This window comes from Mesorhizobium waimense, assembly GCF_003601975.1.
Taxonomy (GTDB): domain Bacteria; phylum Pseudomonadota; class Alphaproteobacteria; order Rhizobiales; family Rhizobiaceae; genus Mesorhizobium; species Mesorhizobium waimense.
In genome coordinates this window covers 106,968-123,608 of record NZ_QZWZ01000011.1, presented here as the reverse complement: position 1 = coordinate 123,608, position 16,641 = coordinate 106,968, and the positions used below count along the sequence as shown (strand labels likewise).

The window sequence follows — 16,641 nt, the reverse complement described above, 5'->3', positions numbered from 1 at the left end:
AATTCGATCGGAATTACAAGACCTGGTTGTTAGACAGATCAATTGCTTTGTTCTAAGTTTTTGCGGGAGTTTGAAAAAATTGGCGGCACCGCCGCAGGGTTGGGAAATTGATCGGGCGCTTCAAATCGCTGTTCGCGCACTGGACCCGCCGGCTAAGGCGGCAGTTCGCCGGCGAGCGCTACCACCCCGAACAGCACTACATGCGCGGCCCCGGACCGAAGACGAAAGCCAAGACGGCGAGCGGCAAGAGCGTTCTCGGATCATGAGCCACGGAGCGCCGCGCGGCGCCAATTGCGCACCGTCGCAACGGCCGCTGGCCGACACGCGCGCACCCGACGAGGGCGACGGCGTCGACACTTCGCCAAGCGTATCCGACAGGATCGCCAAGACCACCTGCTATATGTGCGCCTGTCGCTGCGGTATCGACGTCCACATCAAGGACGGCAAGGTCCGCTACATCAACGGCAACAAGGACCATCCGGTCAATCGCGGCGTGATCTGCGGCAAAGGCAGCTCCGGCATCATGCAACACTACAGCCCGGCGCGGCTGAAGAAGCCGCTGCTGCGCACCGGCCCGCGCGGCTCGGGCGAATTCCGCGAGATCGAATGGGAGGAAGCCTTCTCGATCGCGACGGAGCGGCTTTCGGCGATCCGCCGGACCGATCCCAAAAAGCTTGCCTTCTTCACCGGGCGCGACCAGTCGCAATCGCTGACCGGCTGGTGGGCGAGCCAGTTCGGCACGCCGAATTTCGCTGCTCATGGCGGATTCTGTTCGGTCAACATGGCGGCCGGCGGTCTCTACACGATCGGCGGCTCGTTCTGGGAGTTCGGCGAACCCGACTGGGACAACACCAAATACTTCATGCTGTTCGGCGTCGCCGAGGATCACGATTCCAATCCGATCAAGATCGGCCTGGGCAAGCTCAAGGCGCGCGGCGCCAAGGTGGTCTCGATCAATCCGTGCCGCACCGGTTACAATGCGATTGCCGATGACTGGATCGGCATCAGGCCGGGCACGGACGGCCTGTTCGTGTTCGCCCTCATCCACGAGCTCATGAAGGCCGGCCGCGTCGACCTCGATTACCTGCTGCGCTACACCAACGCCCACACCCTCGTCATCCAGGAGCCCGGTGCAGCCGACGACGGCCTGTTCGTGCGCGATGACAAGGGCAATCCGCTGGCCTGGGACCGGGTGGCGAAGACGCCGATCAACGCCGCCGACCCAAATGCAAAGCCGGCGCTGACCGGCAGTTTCACCATCGATGGCCGCCGCTGCGTGCCGGTGTTCCAACTCGTCGCCGACCGTTATCTCGATGAAAGCTATTCGCCTGACGCGGTCGCCGAGCGCTGCGGAATTCCCGCCGACACGATCCGCAGAATCACCGCCGAATTGGCGCATGTCGCTTTCGAACAGACGATCGAATTGCCGGTGGCCTGGACCGATTGGGCCGGCCGTCGGCATGAAACGATCAAGGGCCGGCCGGTGTCGATGCACGCCATGCGTGGCATCTCGGCCCATTCGAACGGTTTTCACAGCTGCCGCGCCATTCATCTGCTGCAAGTGCTTCTCGGCACGGTGGATGTTCCCGGCGGATTCCGCTTCAAGCCGCCCTATCCCCGCCCGACGCCGCCGGGGCCGAAGCCGGCGGGCAAGAATGTGCAGCCGATGACGCCGCTCGAGGGCATGCCGCTCGGCTTCGTCTGCGGGCCGGACGATCTGCTGGTCGACGAGGCCGGCACCCCCATCCGTATCGACAAGGCCTATTCCTGGGACGCGCCTTTGGCCGCGCACGGCCTCATGCACACCGTCATCCGCAACGCCTGGGCCGGCGATCCCTACCGAATCGACACGCTGATGATGTACATGTCGAACATGGCCTGGAATTCCTCGATGAACACCGTCGAGACGATCGCCATGCTGACCGACGCGGACGAGGCCGGCAACTACAAGATCCCCTTCATCATCTATTCCGACGCCTATTATTCCGAGACGGTGCCGTTCGCCGATCTGGTGCTGCCCGATACGACCTATCTCGAAAGGCACGACTGCATCAGCCTGCTCGACCGGCCGATCAGCCACGCCGACGGACCGGGCGACGCCATCCGCCATCCGGTCGTCGAGCCTGATCGCGACGTCAGGCCGTTCCAGTCGGTGCTGATCGAGCTCGGCGCGCGGCTCGGCCTGCCCGGTTTCGTCGACGACGACGGCTCGGCCAAATACCGCGGCTATGCCGACTATATCGTCAATCACGAACGCACGCCCGGCATCGGGCCGCTGGCCGGCTGGCGTGGCAAGGACGGGACGGCGATCGGCAGCGGCGCGGTTAATCCCGATCAGTTGCAGCGCTACATCGACAATGGCGGCTTCTGGCACCACGACTTTTCCGCCGACCAGCGCTACTACAAGATGGCCAACCGCTCCTATCTCGGCTTCGCGGAGCAGATGGGCTTCATCCCGAAGGCCGAGCCAATCGTCTTCCAGCTCTATTCCGAGCCGATGCAGCGCTTCCGGCTTGCGGCACGCGGCCATGGACGGGTGCAGCCGCCGGAAGCCGAGCGCAGCCGCATCGAGACCTATATGGACCCGCTGCCGTTCTGGTACGCGCCGTTCGAGGAAGCAGCCGTCGACCTGCAAAAATATCCGCTGCATGCGCTGACGCAGCGGCCGATGCACATGTACCATTCCTGGGGTTCGCAGAATGCGTGGCTGAGGCAGATCACCAGCCAGAACCGGCTGTTCGTGCACCACCAGACCGCGGCCGGCCTCGGGCTTGCCGATGACGACTGGGTTTGGATCGAGAGCATCAACGGTCGTGTGAAGGGACAGATCAAACTGGTCGACGGCGTCAACGCGGATACGGTCTGGACCTGGAACGCCATCGGCAAGCGGCGCGGCAGTTGGGGGCTGAAGGACGACGCCGCCGAGAGCAATCGCGGCTTCCTGCTCAACCATATCATCGGCGACCAGACATCGGCCGATGCGAACGGCAAGCGCTATTCGAATTCCGACCCGGTCACAGGACAGGCGGCATGGTTCGACCTGAGGGTGCGCATCGCCAAATGCATGGCGCAAGAAGCCGGCTTCACCGAGCCGCAGTTCGAGCGTTTTCACCAACCGCCACGTTTCGAGCCCGCACCCGACAAGCTCAGCTTCGGCGTGGAATTCCGCAGGAACAGGGAAGCCACCGAATGACCTGCCTTCCCGCCCATACCGACAAAAGGCTCGGTCTGGTCATCGACCTCGACACCTGCGTCGGCTGCCAGGCCTGCGTCACCGCCTGTAAGGAGTGGAACACCGGCGGCCATATGGCGCCGCTGACCGACATCGACCCCTATGGCGGCAATGTCGACGGCGTCTGGTTCAACCGCGTGCACAGCTACGAGCACACCACCGAGATGGGCGGCCGCACGGTGAATTTTCCGCGCTCCTGCCTGCATTGCGAGACGCCGGCCTGCGTCACCGTCTGCCCGACGGGGGCCTCCTACAAACGCGCCTCCGACGGCATCGTGCTGATCGACGAGGACAAGTGCATCGGCTGCAAATTGTGCAGCTGGGCCTGCCCCTATGGCGCGCGCGAATTCGACACCGATGTCGGCGTGATGAAGAAATGCACGCTCTGCGTCGACCGCATCTACAACGACAATCTGGCCGAGGAAGACCGCGTGCCGGCCTGCGTCGCCGCTTGCCCAACCAGCGCCCGGCATTTCGGCGATCTCGGCGATCCCTCTTCGGCTGTGTCGCAACTGGTGGCGGAGCGCGGCGGCGTCGACCTGATGCCGGAGATGGGCTATCACCCGACCAACAAGTATCTGCCGCCGCGTGCCCACACCCAACGCGCCGCATCGGTGGCCGCACCCGCGCTCGAACCGGTGCGGGCCGAAGGCGGTTTCCTCGGCTGGGTCGACCGCATGCTTTCGAACTGACCCGATGCATCCAGCCTTTTCCGTCGTCTTCTTCACCACCGCCACGGGCGCCGGTTACGGCCTGCTGGCGCTGCTAGGCGTGCTCGGCGGATTGGGATTCATCCCGCCTGATTTCTGGCTCGGGCTCATCGGCATGGGGTTGGCGCTCGGCCTGATCGCCGCTGGCCTGCTGTCGTCGACCGGCCATCTCGGCCGACCCGAGCGCGCCTGGCGCGCCTTCTCGCAATGGCGCAGTTCCTGGCTGTCGCGCGAAGGCGTGGCGTCGGTCCTGACCTTCATTCCGGCGGGGTTGTTCGGCATTAGCTGGGTGTTTTTCGCCCGCACCGGTAGCTGGGTGGCCATTGCCGGATTGCTGGCGGCCATCGGCGCGGTCGTCACCGTCTGCACCACCGGCATGATCTATGCCTCGCTGAAGCCGATCGCCCAGTGGCACAGCCGTTACACGTTACCCGGTTATCTGATCTTCTCGGCGATGACCGGCAGCACGCTGCTGAACGCGCTGCTGCAAGGCTTCGGCGTTGGCATGAGAACCGTGCTGGTAGCATCGTTGCTTGTCACATTGCTCGGCTGGGGCTGGAAGCTGGCGACCTGGCGCTACAATGACCGGCAGGAAATCCCGACCAACGCCAATACCGCGACAGGACTTGCCGGCGGCACAGTGCGGTCGCTGGAATGGCCACACACCGAGGAAAACTATCTGCTCAAGGAAATGGGTTTTCGCATCGCGCGCAAGCACGGCGCAAAGCTGCGGCTGATCACGCAGGTTTCGGCCTTCGCTTTGCCTGTCCTGCTGCTTGCCGCTGCCTTTGTTCTGCCCAAGCCCTTTGCGGCAGTGGTCTGCGTACTGGCCGCAACCGTCCAGTTCGCCGGCATGCTGGTCGAGCGCTGGCTGTTCTTCGCCGAAGCGAAGCACACGGTCACTTTGTACTATGGACGGTAAGGTTCAGCCGGGTCTCAGCATCGAGCCGGAAATGGCAAAGATGCGTTCGGCGCCGAGCATGTAGGCCATCAGCGTCTCGCGGCGGAACAGGCCGGCATAGGCGCGGTCGAGCACGTTGAGCGAGCCGGTATAGGCGCCGAAGGCCGGCATGATCATGCGGCCGCCGTCGCCGGCAAAGCAGCGCCGCCGCACCGAGCGGCCGCGCTGGACGATGCGGGCGCATGGGTGCAGATGTCCCGCGATCTCGCCTTCGGTTCGCACCTTTGAAGGCTCATGCCGGAACAGCAGCGAGCCGATGGCGAGTTCGCGCACGGTCTCGCCAGGTAGATCGGCCGGCGCTTCCGGATCATGGTTGCCGGCAACCCAGAACCAGTCGCGGCCTGATATCAGCGCTTCCAGCCGCTCGCGAAAACTCGAATGCATGCGCTCGGCGCCGCCGCCGTCATGGAAGGAGTCTCCCAAGCTGATGACGATCGCCGGCTGATAGTCGGCGATCACCGCCTGCAGCCGAAGCAAGGTGGCGCCGGTGTCATAGGGCGGGATCAGGGCGCCGCGCCGGGCATAGGACGAGCCTTTTTCCAGATGCAGGTCGGACACCGCCAGCAGCCGGAGCTCGGGAAAATAGAGCACGCCACGCGGATCGCAGACGGCGCGTTCGCCAGCGATGCCGACCAGATCAGCCTCGGCCATCAGCGACGTGCGCGCCAGCGAGAAATTCATGCCCCCATCTCTCAGTTCACCTTCGGCCCATGGCCTCCTCGACCAGATCGGCGGCTTCCATCAGCAGCGTCTCGTTGGCGCCGCCATTGACCGGTTCCTTGCCGATCTCCAGCATGACCGGTATCGCCAGCGGCGAAATCTGGTCGAGATGCTTATGCACGATTCGGCCGCGCACGCGCGAGAGCATCTCGGCAAGTCTGCTGACATCGAGCAGTCCGGCTGACGCATCGGTGCGCGTCGCCTGCAGCAGAATATGGTCCGGCTCGTGGCTGCGCAGCACGTCGTAGATCAGGTCGGCCGACACGGTCACCTGACGGCCGCTCTTCTCCTGCCCGGGATAGCGCTTCTCGATCAATCCGGCGATCACCGCGCAGGTGCGGAAGGTGCGCTTCAGCATCCAGCTGTCGTTCAGCCAGGCTTCGAGGTCGTCGCCCAGCATGTCCTCATCGAACAGCGCCGCCAATGACGGTTTTTTCGCCTTGAACAAAGACGCCATGTCGTCCAACGCCCAGACGGCCAGCGAATAGTCGGTGGCGACGAAGCCGAGCGGCCGGGCGGCCGCCCGCTCCAGCCGCCGCGTCAAAAGCATGCCGAGCGTCTGATGCGCCAGCCGGCCTTCGAACGGATAGGCGACCATGTAGTGGCGGTTGCCGCGCGGAAAGGTCTCGACCAGCAGGTCGCCGCGCTTCGGCAGCACTGACTTTTCCTTCTGAAGCCTGAGCCAGTCGGCGACCTGCTCGGGCAGCGCCTGCCAGCGGTCGCTGTCGGCCAACATGCCGCGCACCTGTTCGGCGAGATAGGTCGACAGTGGAAACTTGCCGCCTGCATAGGACGGCACGATGATGTTGGCGCCGACGCCGCTGGAGACGACGCACTCGTTCTCGCGGATGCCTTCGAAGCGAAGCACCTTGCCGGCGAACAGGAAATTGTCGCCAGGGCGCAACGTTTCGGCGAAATACTCCTCTATCTTGCCGAGCACCGGCCCGCCGCGCGCGGCCATGCCGCGCCCCTGCCTGACATAGCGGACGTTGAGTTCGGGCATCTCGACGATGGTGCCGACATTCAGCCGGTATTGCTGCGCGACGCGCGGATGCGAAACGCGCCATAGCCCGTCGACCGTCTTGCGGATGCGGGCGTAGCGCTCATAGTTCTTCAGCGCGTAGCCGCCGGTGGCGACGAAATCCACGACGCGGTCAAAAGTCTCGCGCTCCAGGGCCGCATAGGGTGCTGCACCGCGCACCTCCTCGAACAGAAGATCGGCATCGAAAGGCGCGCCGCAGGCGACACCCAGCACATGCTGCGACAGCACATCGAGCGCACCCTTGATCAGCGGCGGCGTGTCCTGCGCGCCGAGATAGTTGGCGTCGAGGGCGGCGCGGCATTCCAGCACCTCGAAGCGGTTGGCCGGGATCAGGATCGCCTTGGAAGGCTCGTCCATGCGGTGGTTGGCGCGACCAATGCGCTGCGCCAGCCGGCTGGCGCCCTTCGGTGCGCCGACATGCACGACCAGATCGACATCGCCCCAGTCGATGCCGAGATCGAGCGTCGAGGTGGCGACGATGGCGCGCAACGCGTTCTCGCCCATCGCCTTCTCGACGCGCCGGCGCTGGCCGACATCGAGCGAGCCGTGATGGAGCGCGATCGGCAACGAATCCTCGTTCGCCCGCCACAGTTCCTGGAACAGCAGTTCGGCCTGGCTGCGGGTGTTGACGAACAAAAGCGTCGTGCGGTGCTTTTTGATCGCCTCGTAGATCTCGGGAATGGCATAGCGGGCCGAGTGACCTGACCACGGCACGCGCTCTTGTGAATCGAGAATGGAGATATCAGGCTTGGCGCCACCGGTGACAGTGATCACCCGGGCCATGGCCGGACTCTTTGAGCCTTTGGGTGGGTTCTGCGCGACCAGCCAGCGCCGCAACTCGTCGGGCTCCGCCACTGTGGCCGACAATCCGATCGTCTGCAGGCCTGGCACATAGTTGCGCAGCCGCGCCAGCCCGAGCGCCAGCAGGTGCCCGCGCTTCGAGATCACCAGCGAGTGCAGTTCGTCGAGCACGACATAGCGCAGATCCTCGAAGAAACGCCTGGCATCGGGTGCCGCGATCAGCAGCGCCAATTGCTCGGGCGTGGTCAGCAGAATGTCGGGCGGCACCAGCTTCTGCCGCTGGCGCTTGTGCGAAGGCGTGTCGCCGGTGCGTGTCTCTATGGTGACGGGCAGGCCGATCTCTTCCACCGGCTTGCCGAGATTGCGTTCGATGTCGACGGCTAGGGCCTTCAGCGGCGAGATGTAAAGCGTATGGATGCCGCGATGCGCCTGGCCCGGTTTTCGCCTTGCACGATCGGCGAGTTCCGTCAGGGACGGCATGAAGCCGGCCAGCGTCTTGCCGGCCCCGGTTGGGGCGATCAACAACACCGACTGCCCGGCTTGTGCCCTCGCCAGCAACTCGATCTGGTGGGCACGCGGCGACCAGCCTTTTTGCGCGAACCATCTGACGAATGGCTCGGGCAGGACGACGGCGGCATTCTGTTCGGCAAGGCGCGGCTGCTCTGTCACGCGCCAGAGGTAGCGCGACGGCGCGCGATCGCCAAGCAGAATCGGAACAAAAGGTGATCGCGGCGCCGTCTAAGGCCGCCGGAACCCTGTCGGGCCGCCATAGAGATAGCCGATGCGGGCGATGGCGTGCTTCAGCCCTTCGCGCGACACCAGCATGGTGTGGCCATTGGCGTGGATCATGGTGTCGGCGTCGGTCATGATGGCGACATGGCCCTTCCAGAAGACGAGGTCGCCGCGACGCAGCCCGCTGAAATCCGGGTCGCGGTCGAGCGGTTCGCCAATGGTCGCCACCTGCATATCGGAATCGCGCAGCACGTCCTGACCTGCCATGCGCATCGCCAGTTGCACGAGGCCGGAACAGTCGATGCCGAAGCCGGAGGCGCCGCCCCAGAGATAGGGCGTGCCGAGAAAAGCTTCCGCAACCGATACATAGTCGGTGGCAGTTTCGGCCATGGGCCGCAGGTGGCCGGAGATAAGAGCTTCGCCGGAGGCCAGCAGTGCATAGTGCGTGCCGCGCGTTTCGGCACCGCCCGTAACCGTCACCATCGATCCCATCGAAAGCTGACCGCTCAGCGGAAACCGCAGGTCCGGCCCCGGGTAGAGAAATGTGCGCGGCACCGAGACGATGTGAGTGGGTGCGTGCTCCCGTCCGCCGAGCGCCGCATCGGCGACGTAACCGACATAGCCGTCACGCTCCATCTGGATCCAGGCCCAGCCATCTTTGTTTTCGAAGACGAGGACATCGTCACCGAACAGGGCTTGCGTGTTGATACCGGCATCCAGGCTGGGCGCCTTGCGGATATCGGCCACTGAAACCGCAATCCGCGCCGGCCGGCCGGCGACGAAACGATCGGCGGAAACTTCGCCTTTCAGCCGCGCATCGGCGAGATCGGCACGAAAAGCGTGAAGGCGGGCATCCCTGGCGGTCAAAATCGGCAACTCGTTTTAATCGGTAAATTGGGCAAATCGACAATTGGTCAGATAGGAAGTTCATGAGCCCGGGCAACGATACCATCGCCGAAGCGCTCGACAAAGAGCGCGCCCTCGACCGTACGCCTGATCAGGACGTTGCGCTTGTCGAGTTCGTCGCGATGGCGCGACACCAGCTTCAGCGCGCCCATCGTGTCGAGCGCGCGGGTGATGACCGGCTTGGTGACGTTGAGCCTTGCGGCCAGCCCGCGCACCGTGTGCGGCGGCGGGTCGAGATAGATGGTGAACAGGATCGCCGTCTGGCGCATGGTGAGATCGGGCGCGCCGTCGCGCACCTGCGACAGCATCACCTGCTGCCACAGTCGCATGGCCTGGCTCGGGCGCATCGAGATCGACATCCGCCCAGCATGACGGCAAATTGTTTCGGTTCCGTTTCAGTCGCGAGATCGCGTTGGCATCAGCCATAACGTGCCGAGATGATCCGCTCCAGCGCACGAATGCCTTGCGCCTCGCCGCCGGCGACGCCGTAAGGGCGATCGGACGGATTCCAGGCGAAGATGTCGAAATGCGCCCAACAGTGAGTCTTTTCGACGAAGCGCTTAAGGAAAAGTGCGGCGGTAATCGAGCCGGCAAAACCGTCCGTGGTGACGTTGTTGACGTCTGCGATCTTCGACGACAGTCTTGCGTCATAGGGCCGCCACAGCGGCATGCGCCACAGCGGGTCCTCGACCGCGACGGAAGCTGCCGCCAGATCGTCGGCCAGTGCCTCGTCGCCGGTGTAGAAAGGCGGCAGGTCGGGACCGAGCGCGACACGCGCGGCCCCGGTCAGCGTCGCCATGTCGACCAGCAGCTCGGGCTGCTCATCATCGGCCAATGCCAGCGCATCCGCCAGCACCAGCCGCCCCTCGGCGTCGGTGTTGCCGATCTCGACGGTGATGCCCTTGCGGCTGGTCAGCACATCACCTGGCCGGAAAGCGTTGCCGGCAATCGAATTCTCGACCGCCGGGATTAATACGCGCAGACGGACGTTCAGCCCGGCGGCCATGATCATCGATGCGAGGCCGAGCACATTGGCGGCGCCGCCCATGTCCTTCTTCATCAGCAGCATGCCCGACGACGGCTTGATATCGAGCCCGCCGGTATCGAAGCAGACGCCCTTGCCGACCAGCGTCACCTTCGGCGCCCCCTCCGGTCCCCATCTCATGTCGATCAGGCGCGGCGCATCGGATGATGCGCGACCGACCGCATGGATCATGGGGAAGTTCTGAGTGAGCAGGTCGTCGCCCCTCGTCACCGACACTTCGGCCCTGTGTTTCGCGGCCAGCATGTGAACGGCCACCTCCAAGTGGTCGGGGCCCATGTCGCTGGTCGGCGTGTTGACCAGATCGCGCGTCAGGAAAACGCCGTCGACGATGCGGCCGACATGCGCCGCATCGGCGCCGGGTGGCAAGATGAGGCGCAGCGCCTTGCCTGACTTCTTGCCGTAGCGGGTAAAGACATAGCCGCCGAGCGCCAGCGCAATGGCCGCGAGTTCGGGCTCCGCGGGCTCGGAGGCAAAATACCAGTCGCCTTCCGGCAAAGCCCGTGCCAAGGCACCAACTGCAAGCGTGCCCTCGCCGTCGCCGGTGCCGAACAACGCACCGGCAAGCGCGCCGTTCTCGCCGGGAACGACAAGCGTCCTGCCGGCCTCGCCGGAGAAACCGTTGGCCTTGGCCCAGGCGATCGACGACGACGCGAGACCTGCTGCCTCCAGACCGCCCTTTGCCACCAGATGAACCGGCAAGGCGGCCTGCAATGTGCGTTCGACAAGTTCGACAGGCATTCGATGATCTCCGACTTGAGTCGCTATCCGCTAATCCAGTGACAGGGGCGCCGAAAAATTCCAACGGCAATTCGCGCGCCCCGTGCAGCACGTTCACAGAAGTTCGGTTGCCTTGCGAACGATGGCCCGCGCGATCCCCTGCATCGCGTCGAACTGACTGTCGAAGTCGACCCGATTGTCGGCCTGGGCCGACAATGTCCTGTCGCTCGAGAACAGCCAACGCGGTATGAAAGGGTGGCATTCAAAGATGTGGATCCTGCCGGTTTCAGCATCCCTTCCCAGATCGAAGTGAAGAATTGGAATGTCCGGAAAGGCCGCCCGGTGGCTTCGAGAGGCCACGTCGATCATTTCCGGGTCCGCGTCGAGCACGATCTCCATCTGCCTGGTGTTCGAGACGATTGCCACACCGCCTTCATCGAACCCCCAACGGGTCCGCAACGGCGTTCCGCGTCTGGTGGTCTGCCTGTAACAAAGGACAATTTCGCCGAAAACGGAAACAAGCCGATAGCTCACCGGCCACTCGCCCGTGTAAACGAACTGCTGAACGATCATCGGCGCGTTGGCGCCGAGGTGATCGGACGGATAGGACGACGGGTGGGCGTACTGCACACGCGAGGTCTTTCTCACCTTGACGTTGGCGCCCAACCAGCCTCGCGAGGGCTTTTCAACGACATAGGGACCCCATTCATTGGGGTCGAGCCTGGTATCAGGCTTGACCTCCGTCCATTTCGGTACCGGAGTCCCAGCATCCTCGAGAGCCTGGTATTCTTCGATCTTGTCGAGGCGCCGGCCCGACAGAAATTGCCCGGGAAGAAGCTTGCGGTCCGTTCGCCCGACAAGCGCCATCGAAACCGTGGGGCGAAACCAGAGCGACAAAAGGCCGAGCTGTTGCGTGCGCCGATGACGCACAAGGTGGATTTTCACGCCCTGCCGCCCGGCGGCGGCGGCAATCTCGTGAAAATCCCGCCAGGTCTTTTCACGATCGTCCGGAACGACGAGTACGACGTTCAGCATATCCCGCCCGCGGCAACTCCCAAAAGAGTGATTTGATAGGTCGGACCGGGCGTTCGCGCAATGGCGAGCGCTGGAAGCACGGCGCACCCGGCACCCTTGTTAACCGTCCATTAGGGTTAACAGAATATTTCTTCGAGAGGGAAGACGGCCGCGCAAAGGCCGCGCTTGAATGGAGGCCCGCTGCCGATGCCGACCAACCGCACGATGAGAGCCACGGGCAAACGGCTGATCACAACGGTGTTCATGGCAGCGCTGGCGGCGAGCGTTGCCGGCTGCGGAACCAGCAAATTCACCACCGGCTCGATTTCTCGCTCCAGCAACAAACCACTGGAGACCATGGCCGCCGGCGAACTGCACAACGCAACGATAGCGCTCGGCGAATCCTACGCCAAGAATCCCAACGACAAACGCATCGCCACGAACTATGCGGCGGCACTGCAGATGGATGGCGATGCCGACCAGTCGCTCGCCGTCATGCGCAAGCTGGCGATTGCCTACCCCAAGGACCGCGACGTGCTTGCCGCCTATGGCAAGGCGCTGGCCGCCAACGGGCAGTTCGAGCCGGCGCTCGATGCGGTGCGCCGCGCACAGACGCCGGAATATCCGGACTGGCGGCTGGTCTCGGCGGAAGCCGCCATTCTCGACCAGTTGGGGCAGAAGGACGAAGCGCGCCAGAATTACCGCAGGGCGCTCGACCTCAAGCCGAACGAACCCTCGATCCTGTCCAATCTCGGCATGTCCTACGTGCTGGAAGGCGATCTGCGCACGGCAGAAACCTATATGCGCTCGGCCGCCGAACAGCCCAACGCCGACAGCCGGGTCCGGCAGAACCTGGCTTTGGTCGTCGGCCTGCAGGGCCGCTTCGACGAGGCCGAGAAGATCGCCTCGCAGGAGCTCTCGCCCGAGCAGGCGCAAGCCAATGTGGCCTATCTGCGCCAGATGCTTGCGCAGCAGAACGCCTGGAGCCAGCTCAAGGATCAGGACAAGGACAAGCCCGCCACCAACTGACGGCACGGCTTGCGCATCGAATCCTGCAATCTCGCCAAAGACAAAAGCCGCGCGGCATACGCAGCGCGGCTTTCGCGTATATGTGAGCCGGATCTTGGCGTTACTCGCTCGCCTTGTGCTGATCGCCGAAGACGCCGCGCTGGCTGACCTGGATGCCGGCCGGGCCGAGGATGATGGCGAACAACACCGGTAGGAAGAACAGGATCATCGGCACGGTGAGCTTGGGCGGCAAGGCTGCTGCCTTCTTCTCGGCCGCGTTCATGCGCATGTCGCGGCTTTCGCCGGCCAGAACGCGCAGCGCATGCGCGACCGGCGTGCCGTAGCGCTCGGCCTGGACCAGTGCCTGCGACACCGACTTGACCGATTCCAGGCCGGTGCGGCTGGCGAGGTTCTCATAGGCCACCTTGCGCTCCTGCAGATAGGAGAGCTCGGCGTTGGTGAGCACAAACTCCTCGGCCAGCGCCACCGACTGCGCGCCGATCTCGTCGGCAACCTTGCGCAGGGCGGCCTCCACGGACATGCCGGACTCGACGCAGATCAGCATCAGGTCGAGTGCGTCCGGCCACGCCATCTGGATCGACTGTTTGCGTTTGGCGGCGCGGTTATTGACGTAGAGGATCGGTGCATAGAAGCCGCCATAGGCGACGACAACACAGACGAACAACTTGATGAAAGGCGGCTGCAGGGGCAGTCCGCCGAGCATGAAAACGTAAAAAGCCGCCAGCGCGAAACCGACGAAGGGCAGGACAAGGCGGAAGAACAGAAAGCGCGTCAGCGGATTCTGACCGCGAAAACCCGCCACCTTGAGCTTCTGCAATGTGCTCTCATCGGCCAGGGCGCGCTTCAGATCCAGCCGATCGACGATGTTGCGCATGCCGATCGACTGTTCCTCGCGCAGTCCCGTGCGGCGGCGATCGGCTTCGCTGGCCAGCCGCGTGCGCTGCTTGGCGCGCAATTCGTCACGCTCGAGCGCCACGGATTTCATGCGCGACTTGAGCTGATTGCCGCCTAGGGCTGGCAAGAGCGTGAAGACGGTCGCAAACACGGCAATGCCGACCAGGAGCGCGATCAGAAAGGCAGGATCGGTCAGGGATTTGACGACTTGATCGGTCATTGGTTTCTATCTTTTTGTTCGAGCATGATCTTCGAAAACCGGGACCACTTTTCGGATCATGCTCTAGACATCGAAGTTCATCATCTTGCGCATCACCATGATGCCGATCGACATCCAGACCAGTGAACAGCCGATGATCAGGTTGCCAGTGCTGGTGGTGAAGAGCGGCATGATGTAGTTCGGGCTCGACAGGTAGACGAGGAAGGCGACCACGAAAGGCAAGGCGCCGATGATGACCGCGGAGGCCTTGGCCTCCATCGAAAGCGCCTGCACCTTGGCCTTCATCTTTTTGCGATCGCGCAGCACGCGCGAAAGGTTGCCCAGCGCCTCGGAAAGATTGCCGCCGGCCTGCGACTGTATCTGGATCACGATGCCGAAGAAGCCCGCCTCCGGGCAAGGCATGGTTTCGGCCATGCGGATCGCCGCATCGGGGATCGACATGCCCATCTGCTGCGAATCGATGATACGGCGAAACTCGGTCTTTACCGGTTCCGGAGATTCGCTGGCGATCAGGCGGATGGCATCGTTGAGCGGCAGGCCCGACTTGACCGCACGCACGATGATGTCGAGCGCGTTCGGAAACTCGGCGAGGAATGCCTTGACGCGCCGACCGCGGCGAAACGAGACGAACCAGCGCGGCAGGCCGAAGGCGCCGGCCAGCAAAGCACCCGGAAGGATCAGCAAAGGCGCACCGGCCATATAGGCGAGAACCGTGAGAACGATACCGCAGACGGCCGAGTAGATGTAGAAGCGCTCGATGGATATCTGCATGCCGGCTTGACGGATCTGCGCCTTCAGCGGCGGCTTCTTGACGTTGCGATCGTTGGATTTCTGTTTTTCGTCGAGCTGCTTCAGCGAATCCTGGACGGACTTTCGCCGCTTGGTTGCTTCGGCGACACGATCACGCGAGGCCTTGACGACGGAACGATCGGTTTCGGCGGTCTTGATGGTCTCGAGCCGCTTGCCGACCTGCTTCTCGTTGCTGATCCGGGTGAACAGGAAAGCATAGGCGACCGCGCCGGCGCTGAAGCCGGCCAGCACAACAAACGCCAGTACTGTGGTGTCAATTCCGAACATCGACCAGGACCCCTACGCCTCCAGATGCGTCAGTCAGCGCGTTTCTCCATGGCCTCGAGCGCAGTGGCGAGGCGCTGTTCCTCGCCATAGTAGCGGGCGCGATCCCAAAAATGCGGCCGGCCGATGCCGGTCGAGACGTGCTCGCCCAGCAGCCTGCCGTTCGCGTCCTCGCCCTTGATGTTGTAGAGGACGAGGTCCTGCGTGATGATGACGTCACCTTCCATGCCGATCACTTCGGTGATGTGGGTGATGCGGCGTGAACCGTCGCGCAGGCGGGCCGCCTGTATGATCACGTCGATGGAGCCGACGACGATTTCGCGCACTGTCTTCTGCGGCAGCGAGTAGCCGCCCATGGCGATCATCGATTCGATACGGTTCAGGCATTCGCGAGGGCTGTTCGAGTGGATGGTTCCCATCGAACCGTCGTGACCGGTGTTCATCGCCTGCAGCAGATCGAAGACCTCCGGTCCGCGCACTTCGCCGACGATGATCCGCTCGGGCCGCATGCGCAGGCAGTTCTTGACCAGATCGCGCATGGTCACCTCGCCCTCACCCTCGAGATTGGGCGGGCGGGTTTCGAGGCGAACCACATGCGGCTGCTGCAATTGCAACTCGGCCGAGTCTTCGCAGGTGATGACGCGTTCCTCGCGGTCGATGTAGTTGGTCAGGCAATTGAGCAGCGTCGTCTTGCCCGAGCCGGTGCCGCCCGAGATGACGATATTGCAGCGGACACGGCCGATGATCTTGAGGACTTCGGCGCCTTGCGGCGAGATGGCGCCGAACTTGACCAACTGGTCGAGCGTGAGCTTGTCCTTCTTGAACTTGCGGATGGTGAGCGCGGTGCCGTCGATGGAGAGCGGCGGCGCAATGACGTTGACACGGGAGCCGTCGGGCAGGCGGGCATCGCAGATCGGGCTGGACTCGTCGACGCGGCGGCCAACCTGGCTGACGATGCGCTGGCAAATGTTGAGCAGCTGCTGGTTGTCACGGAAGCGGATGCCGGTCTGTTCGACCTTGCCGTTGACTTCGATGTAGACGTTCTTGGAGCCGTTGACCATGATGTCGGCGATGTCGTCGCGGGCGAGCAATGGCTCCAGCGGACCGTAGCCGAGCACGTCGTTGCAGATATCCTCGAGCAGCTCCTCCTGCTCGGCGATCGACATCGCGAAATTCTTGATCGCAATGATGTCGTTGACGATGTCGCGGATTTCCTCGCGCGCGCTTTCGGGATCGAGCTTGGCAAGCTGCGATAGGTCGATCGTATCGATGAGCGCGGAAAAGACCTGGCTCTTGGTGTCGTAATAGCTTTCGCTGCGCTCGCGCTGGACCTTCTTCGGCGGCGGCGCCAGCGGCGGCGGCTCGACCGGGCGTCGGGCGGGTGGGGCAACGGCGGCACCAGGCTGCGGCGGTGCAGAGGCCGGCCGCGCGAGAACCGCCGTGTCCGCGGGCACGGGCGCTGCCGGCGCTGGTGCCGGCTGACGGAATTCCGGATTGAACCGGTTGCCGTCGTCTGAGCCTCTCTTACCAAACATGATCGACTA

At 63.7% G+C, this 16,641-nt stretch carries 14 protein-coding genes; 5 read left to right on the top strand and 9 right to left on the bottom strand.

Annotation, left to right across the window (positions count from 1 at the left end; all coding sequences use genetic code 11):
* Positions 1–107 precede the first annotated feature (107 nt).
* From D3227_RS41600 to D3227_RS16130, 4 genes are read left to right on the top strand one after another with little or no spacing between them, the layout of a single operon-like run.
* Positions 108–266, top strand: a complete 159-nt coding sequence (locus D3227_RS41600) for a hypothetical protein (protein ID WP_167480718.1) — start codon at positions 108–110, stop codon at positions 264–266.
* Positions 263–3,193: a molybdopterin oxidoreductase family protein gene (locus D3227_RS16140; protein ID WP_120015090.1), complete on the top strand. Its 2,931-nt coding sequence runs from the start codon at positions 263–265 to the stop codon at positions 3,191–3,193. The genes D3227_RS41600 and D3227_RS16140 overlap by 4 nt, the downstream gene beginning before the upstream one ends.
* Positions 3,190–3,924 (top strand): 4Fe-4S dicluster domain-containing protein, encoded by a 735-nt coding sequence (locus D3227_RS16135; RefSeq protein ID WP_120015089.1) that lies wholly within the window; start codon positions 3,190–3,192, stop codon positions 3,922–3,924. The genes D3227_RS16140 and D3227_RS16135 overlap by 4 nt, the downstream gene beginning before the upstream one ends.
* A gap of 4 nt (positions 3,925–3,928) precedes the next feature.
* Positions 3,929–4,864, top strand: coding sequence for a dimethyl sulfoxide reductase anchor subunit family protein (locus D3227_RS16130; RefSeq protein WP_120015088.1), 936 nt, complete (start codon positions 3,929–3,931; stop codon positions 4,862–4,864).
* Between the two features lie 3 nt (positions 4,865–4,867).
* Here the strand turns inward: D3227_RS16130 and pdeM are convergent, their stop codons facing one another.
* The 6 genes from pdeM to D3227_RS42185 all read right to left on the bottom strand — a co-directional run bounded on the left by pdeM (position 4,868) and on the right by D3227_RS42185 (position 11,901).
* Entirely contained in the window at positions 4,868–5,554 is a 687-nt protein-coding gene (gene pdeM, locus D3227_RS16125; protein WP_245451776.1) for a ligase-associated DNA damage response endonuclease PdeM, read from the bottom strand.
* A 46-nt stretch (positions 5,555–5,600) separates the two neighbouring features.
* Positions 5,601–8,135 carry a ligase-associated DNA damage response DEXH box helicase gene (locus D3227_RS16120; protein WP_120015086.1) on the bottom strand — a complete coding sequence of 845 codons (2,535 nt, stop codon included), beginning with the start codon at positions 8,133–8,135 and terminating at the stop codon, positions 5,601–5,603.
* Between the two features lie 69 nt (positions 8,136–8,204).
* A complete protein-coding gene (locus D3227_RS16115) occupies positions 8,205–9,065 on the bottom strand; it encodes a C40 family peptidase (RefSeq protein ID WP_120015158.1) in 861 nt (286 codons plus the stop codon).
* A 47-nt stretch (positions 9,066–9,112) separates the two neighbouring features.
* Positions 9,113–9,463: a MarR family winged helix-turn-helix transcriptional regulator gene (locus D3227_RS16110; RefSeq protein ID WP_006202972.1), complete on the bottom strand. Its 351-nt coding sequence runs from the start codon at positions 9,461–9,463 to the stop codon at positions 9,113–9,115.
* A 59-nt stretch (positions 9,464–9,522) separates the two neighbouring features.
* Positions 9,523–10,887, bottom strand: coding sequence for a leucyl aminopeptidase family protein (locus D3227_RS16105; RefSeq protein ID WP_120015085.1), 1,365 nt, complete (start codon positions 10,885–10,887; stop codon positions 9,523–9,525).
* Between the two features lie 93 nt (positions 10,888–10,980).
* Complete coding sequence (locus tag D3227_RS42185; protein ID WP_120015084.1) at positions 10,981–11,901, bottom strand: ATP-grasp domain-containing protein; 921 nt, start codon at positions 11,899–11,901, stop codon at positions 10,981–10,983.
* A 186-nt stretch (positions 11,902–12,087) separates the two neighbouring features.
* Here D3227_RS42185 and D3227_RS16095 point away from each other — a divergent pair, with 186 nt between their 5' ends.
* Positions 12,088–12,909: a tetratricopeptide repeat protein gene (locus tag D3227_RS16095; protein ID WP_120015157.1), complete on the top strand. Its 822-nt coding sequence runs from the start codon at positions 12,088–12,090 to the stop codon at positions 12,907–12,909.
* A gap of 100 nt (positions 12,910–13,009) precedes the next feature.
* Here the strand turns inward: D3227_RS16095 and D3227_RS16090 are convergent, their stop codons facing one another.
* The 3 genes from D3227_RS16090 to D3227_RS16080 form a co-directional block, all read right to left on the bottom strand.
* Positions 13,010–14,023 carry a type II secretion system F family protein gene (locus D3227_RS16090; protein ID WP_120015083.1) on the bottom strand — a complete coding sequence of 338 codons (1,014 nt, stop codon included), beginning with the start codon at positions 14,021–14,023 and terminating at the stop codon, positions 13,010–13,012.
* 63 nt (positions 14,024–14,086) lie between these two features.
* On the bottom strand, positions 14,087–15,100 hold the full coding sequence (locus D3227_RS16085) for a type II secretion system F family protein (RefSeq protein ID WP_120015082.1): 1,014 nt from the start codon (positions 15,098–15,100) through the stop codon (positions 14,087–14,089).
* A 29-nt stretch (positions 15,101–15,129) separates the two neighbouring features.
* Positions 15,130–16,632 carry a TadA family conjugal transfer-associated ATPase gene (locus D3227_RS16080; RefSeq protein WP_120015081.1) on the bottom strand — a complete coding sequence of 501 codons (1,503 nt, stop codon included), beginning with the start codon at positions 16,630–16,632 and terminating at the stop codon, positions 15,130–15,132.
* Positions 16,633–16,641: the final 9 nt, after the last annotated feature.

Bases quoted from the DNA above. Each gene is read 5' to 3' on its own strand.
- D3227_RS16085 (WP_120015082.1), bottom strand. From the start codon at position 15,100: ATGTTCGGAATTGACACCACAGTACTGGCGTTTGTTGTGCTGGCCGGC.
- D3227_RS16130 (WP_120015088.1), top strand. From the start codon at position 3,929: ATGCATCCAGCCTTTTCCGTCGTCTTCTTCACCACCGCCACGGGCGCC.
- D3227_RS16090 (WP_120015083.1), bottom strand. From the start codon at position 14,023: ATGACCGATCAAGTCGTCAAATCCCTGACCGATCCTGCCTTTCTGATC.
- pdeM (WP_245451776.1), bottom strand. From the start codon at position 5,554: ATGGCCGAGGCTGATCTGGTCGGCATCGCTGGCGAACGCGCCGTCTGC.
- D3227_RS16140 (WP_120015090.1), top strand. From the start codon at position 263: ATGAGCCACGGAGCGCCGCGCGGCGCCAATTGCGCACCGTCGCAACGG.
- D3227_RS16105 (WP_120015085.1), bottom strand. From the start codon at position 10,887: ATGCCTGTCGAACTTGTCGAACGCACATTGCAGGCCGCCTTGCCGGTT.
- D3227_RS42185 (WP_120015084.1), bottom strand. From the start codon at position 11,901: ATGCTGAACGTCGTACTCGTCGTTCCGGACGATCGTGAAAAGACCTGG.
- D3227_RS16095 (WP_120015157.1), top strand. From the start codon at position 12,088: ATGCCGACCAACCGCACGATGAGAGCCACGGGCAAACGGCTGATCACA.
- D3227_RS16135 (WP_120015089.1), top strand. From the start codon at position 3,190: ATGACCTGCCTTCCCGCCCATACCGACAAAAGGCTCGGTCTGGTCATC.
- D3227_RS16110 (WP_006202972.1), bottom strand. From the start codon at position 9,463: ATGTCGATCTCGATGCGCCCGAGCCAGGCCATGCGACTGTGGCAGCAG.
- D3227_RS16080 (WP_120015081.1), bottom strand. From the start codon at position 16,632: ATGTTTGGTAAGAGAGGCTCAGACGACGGCAACCGGTTCAATCCGGAA.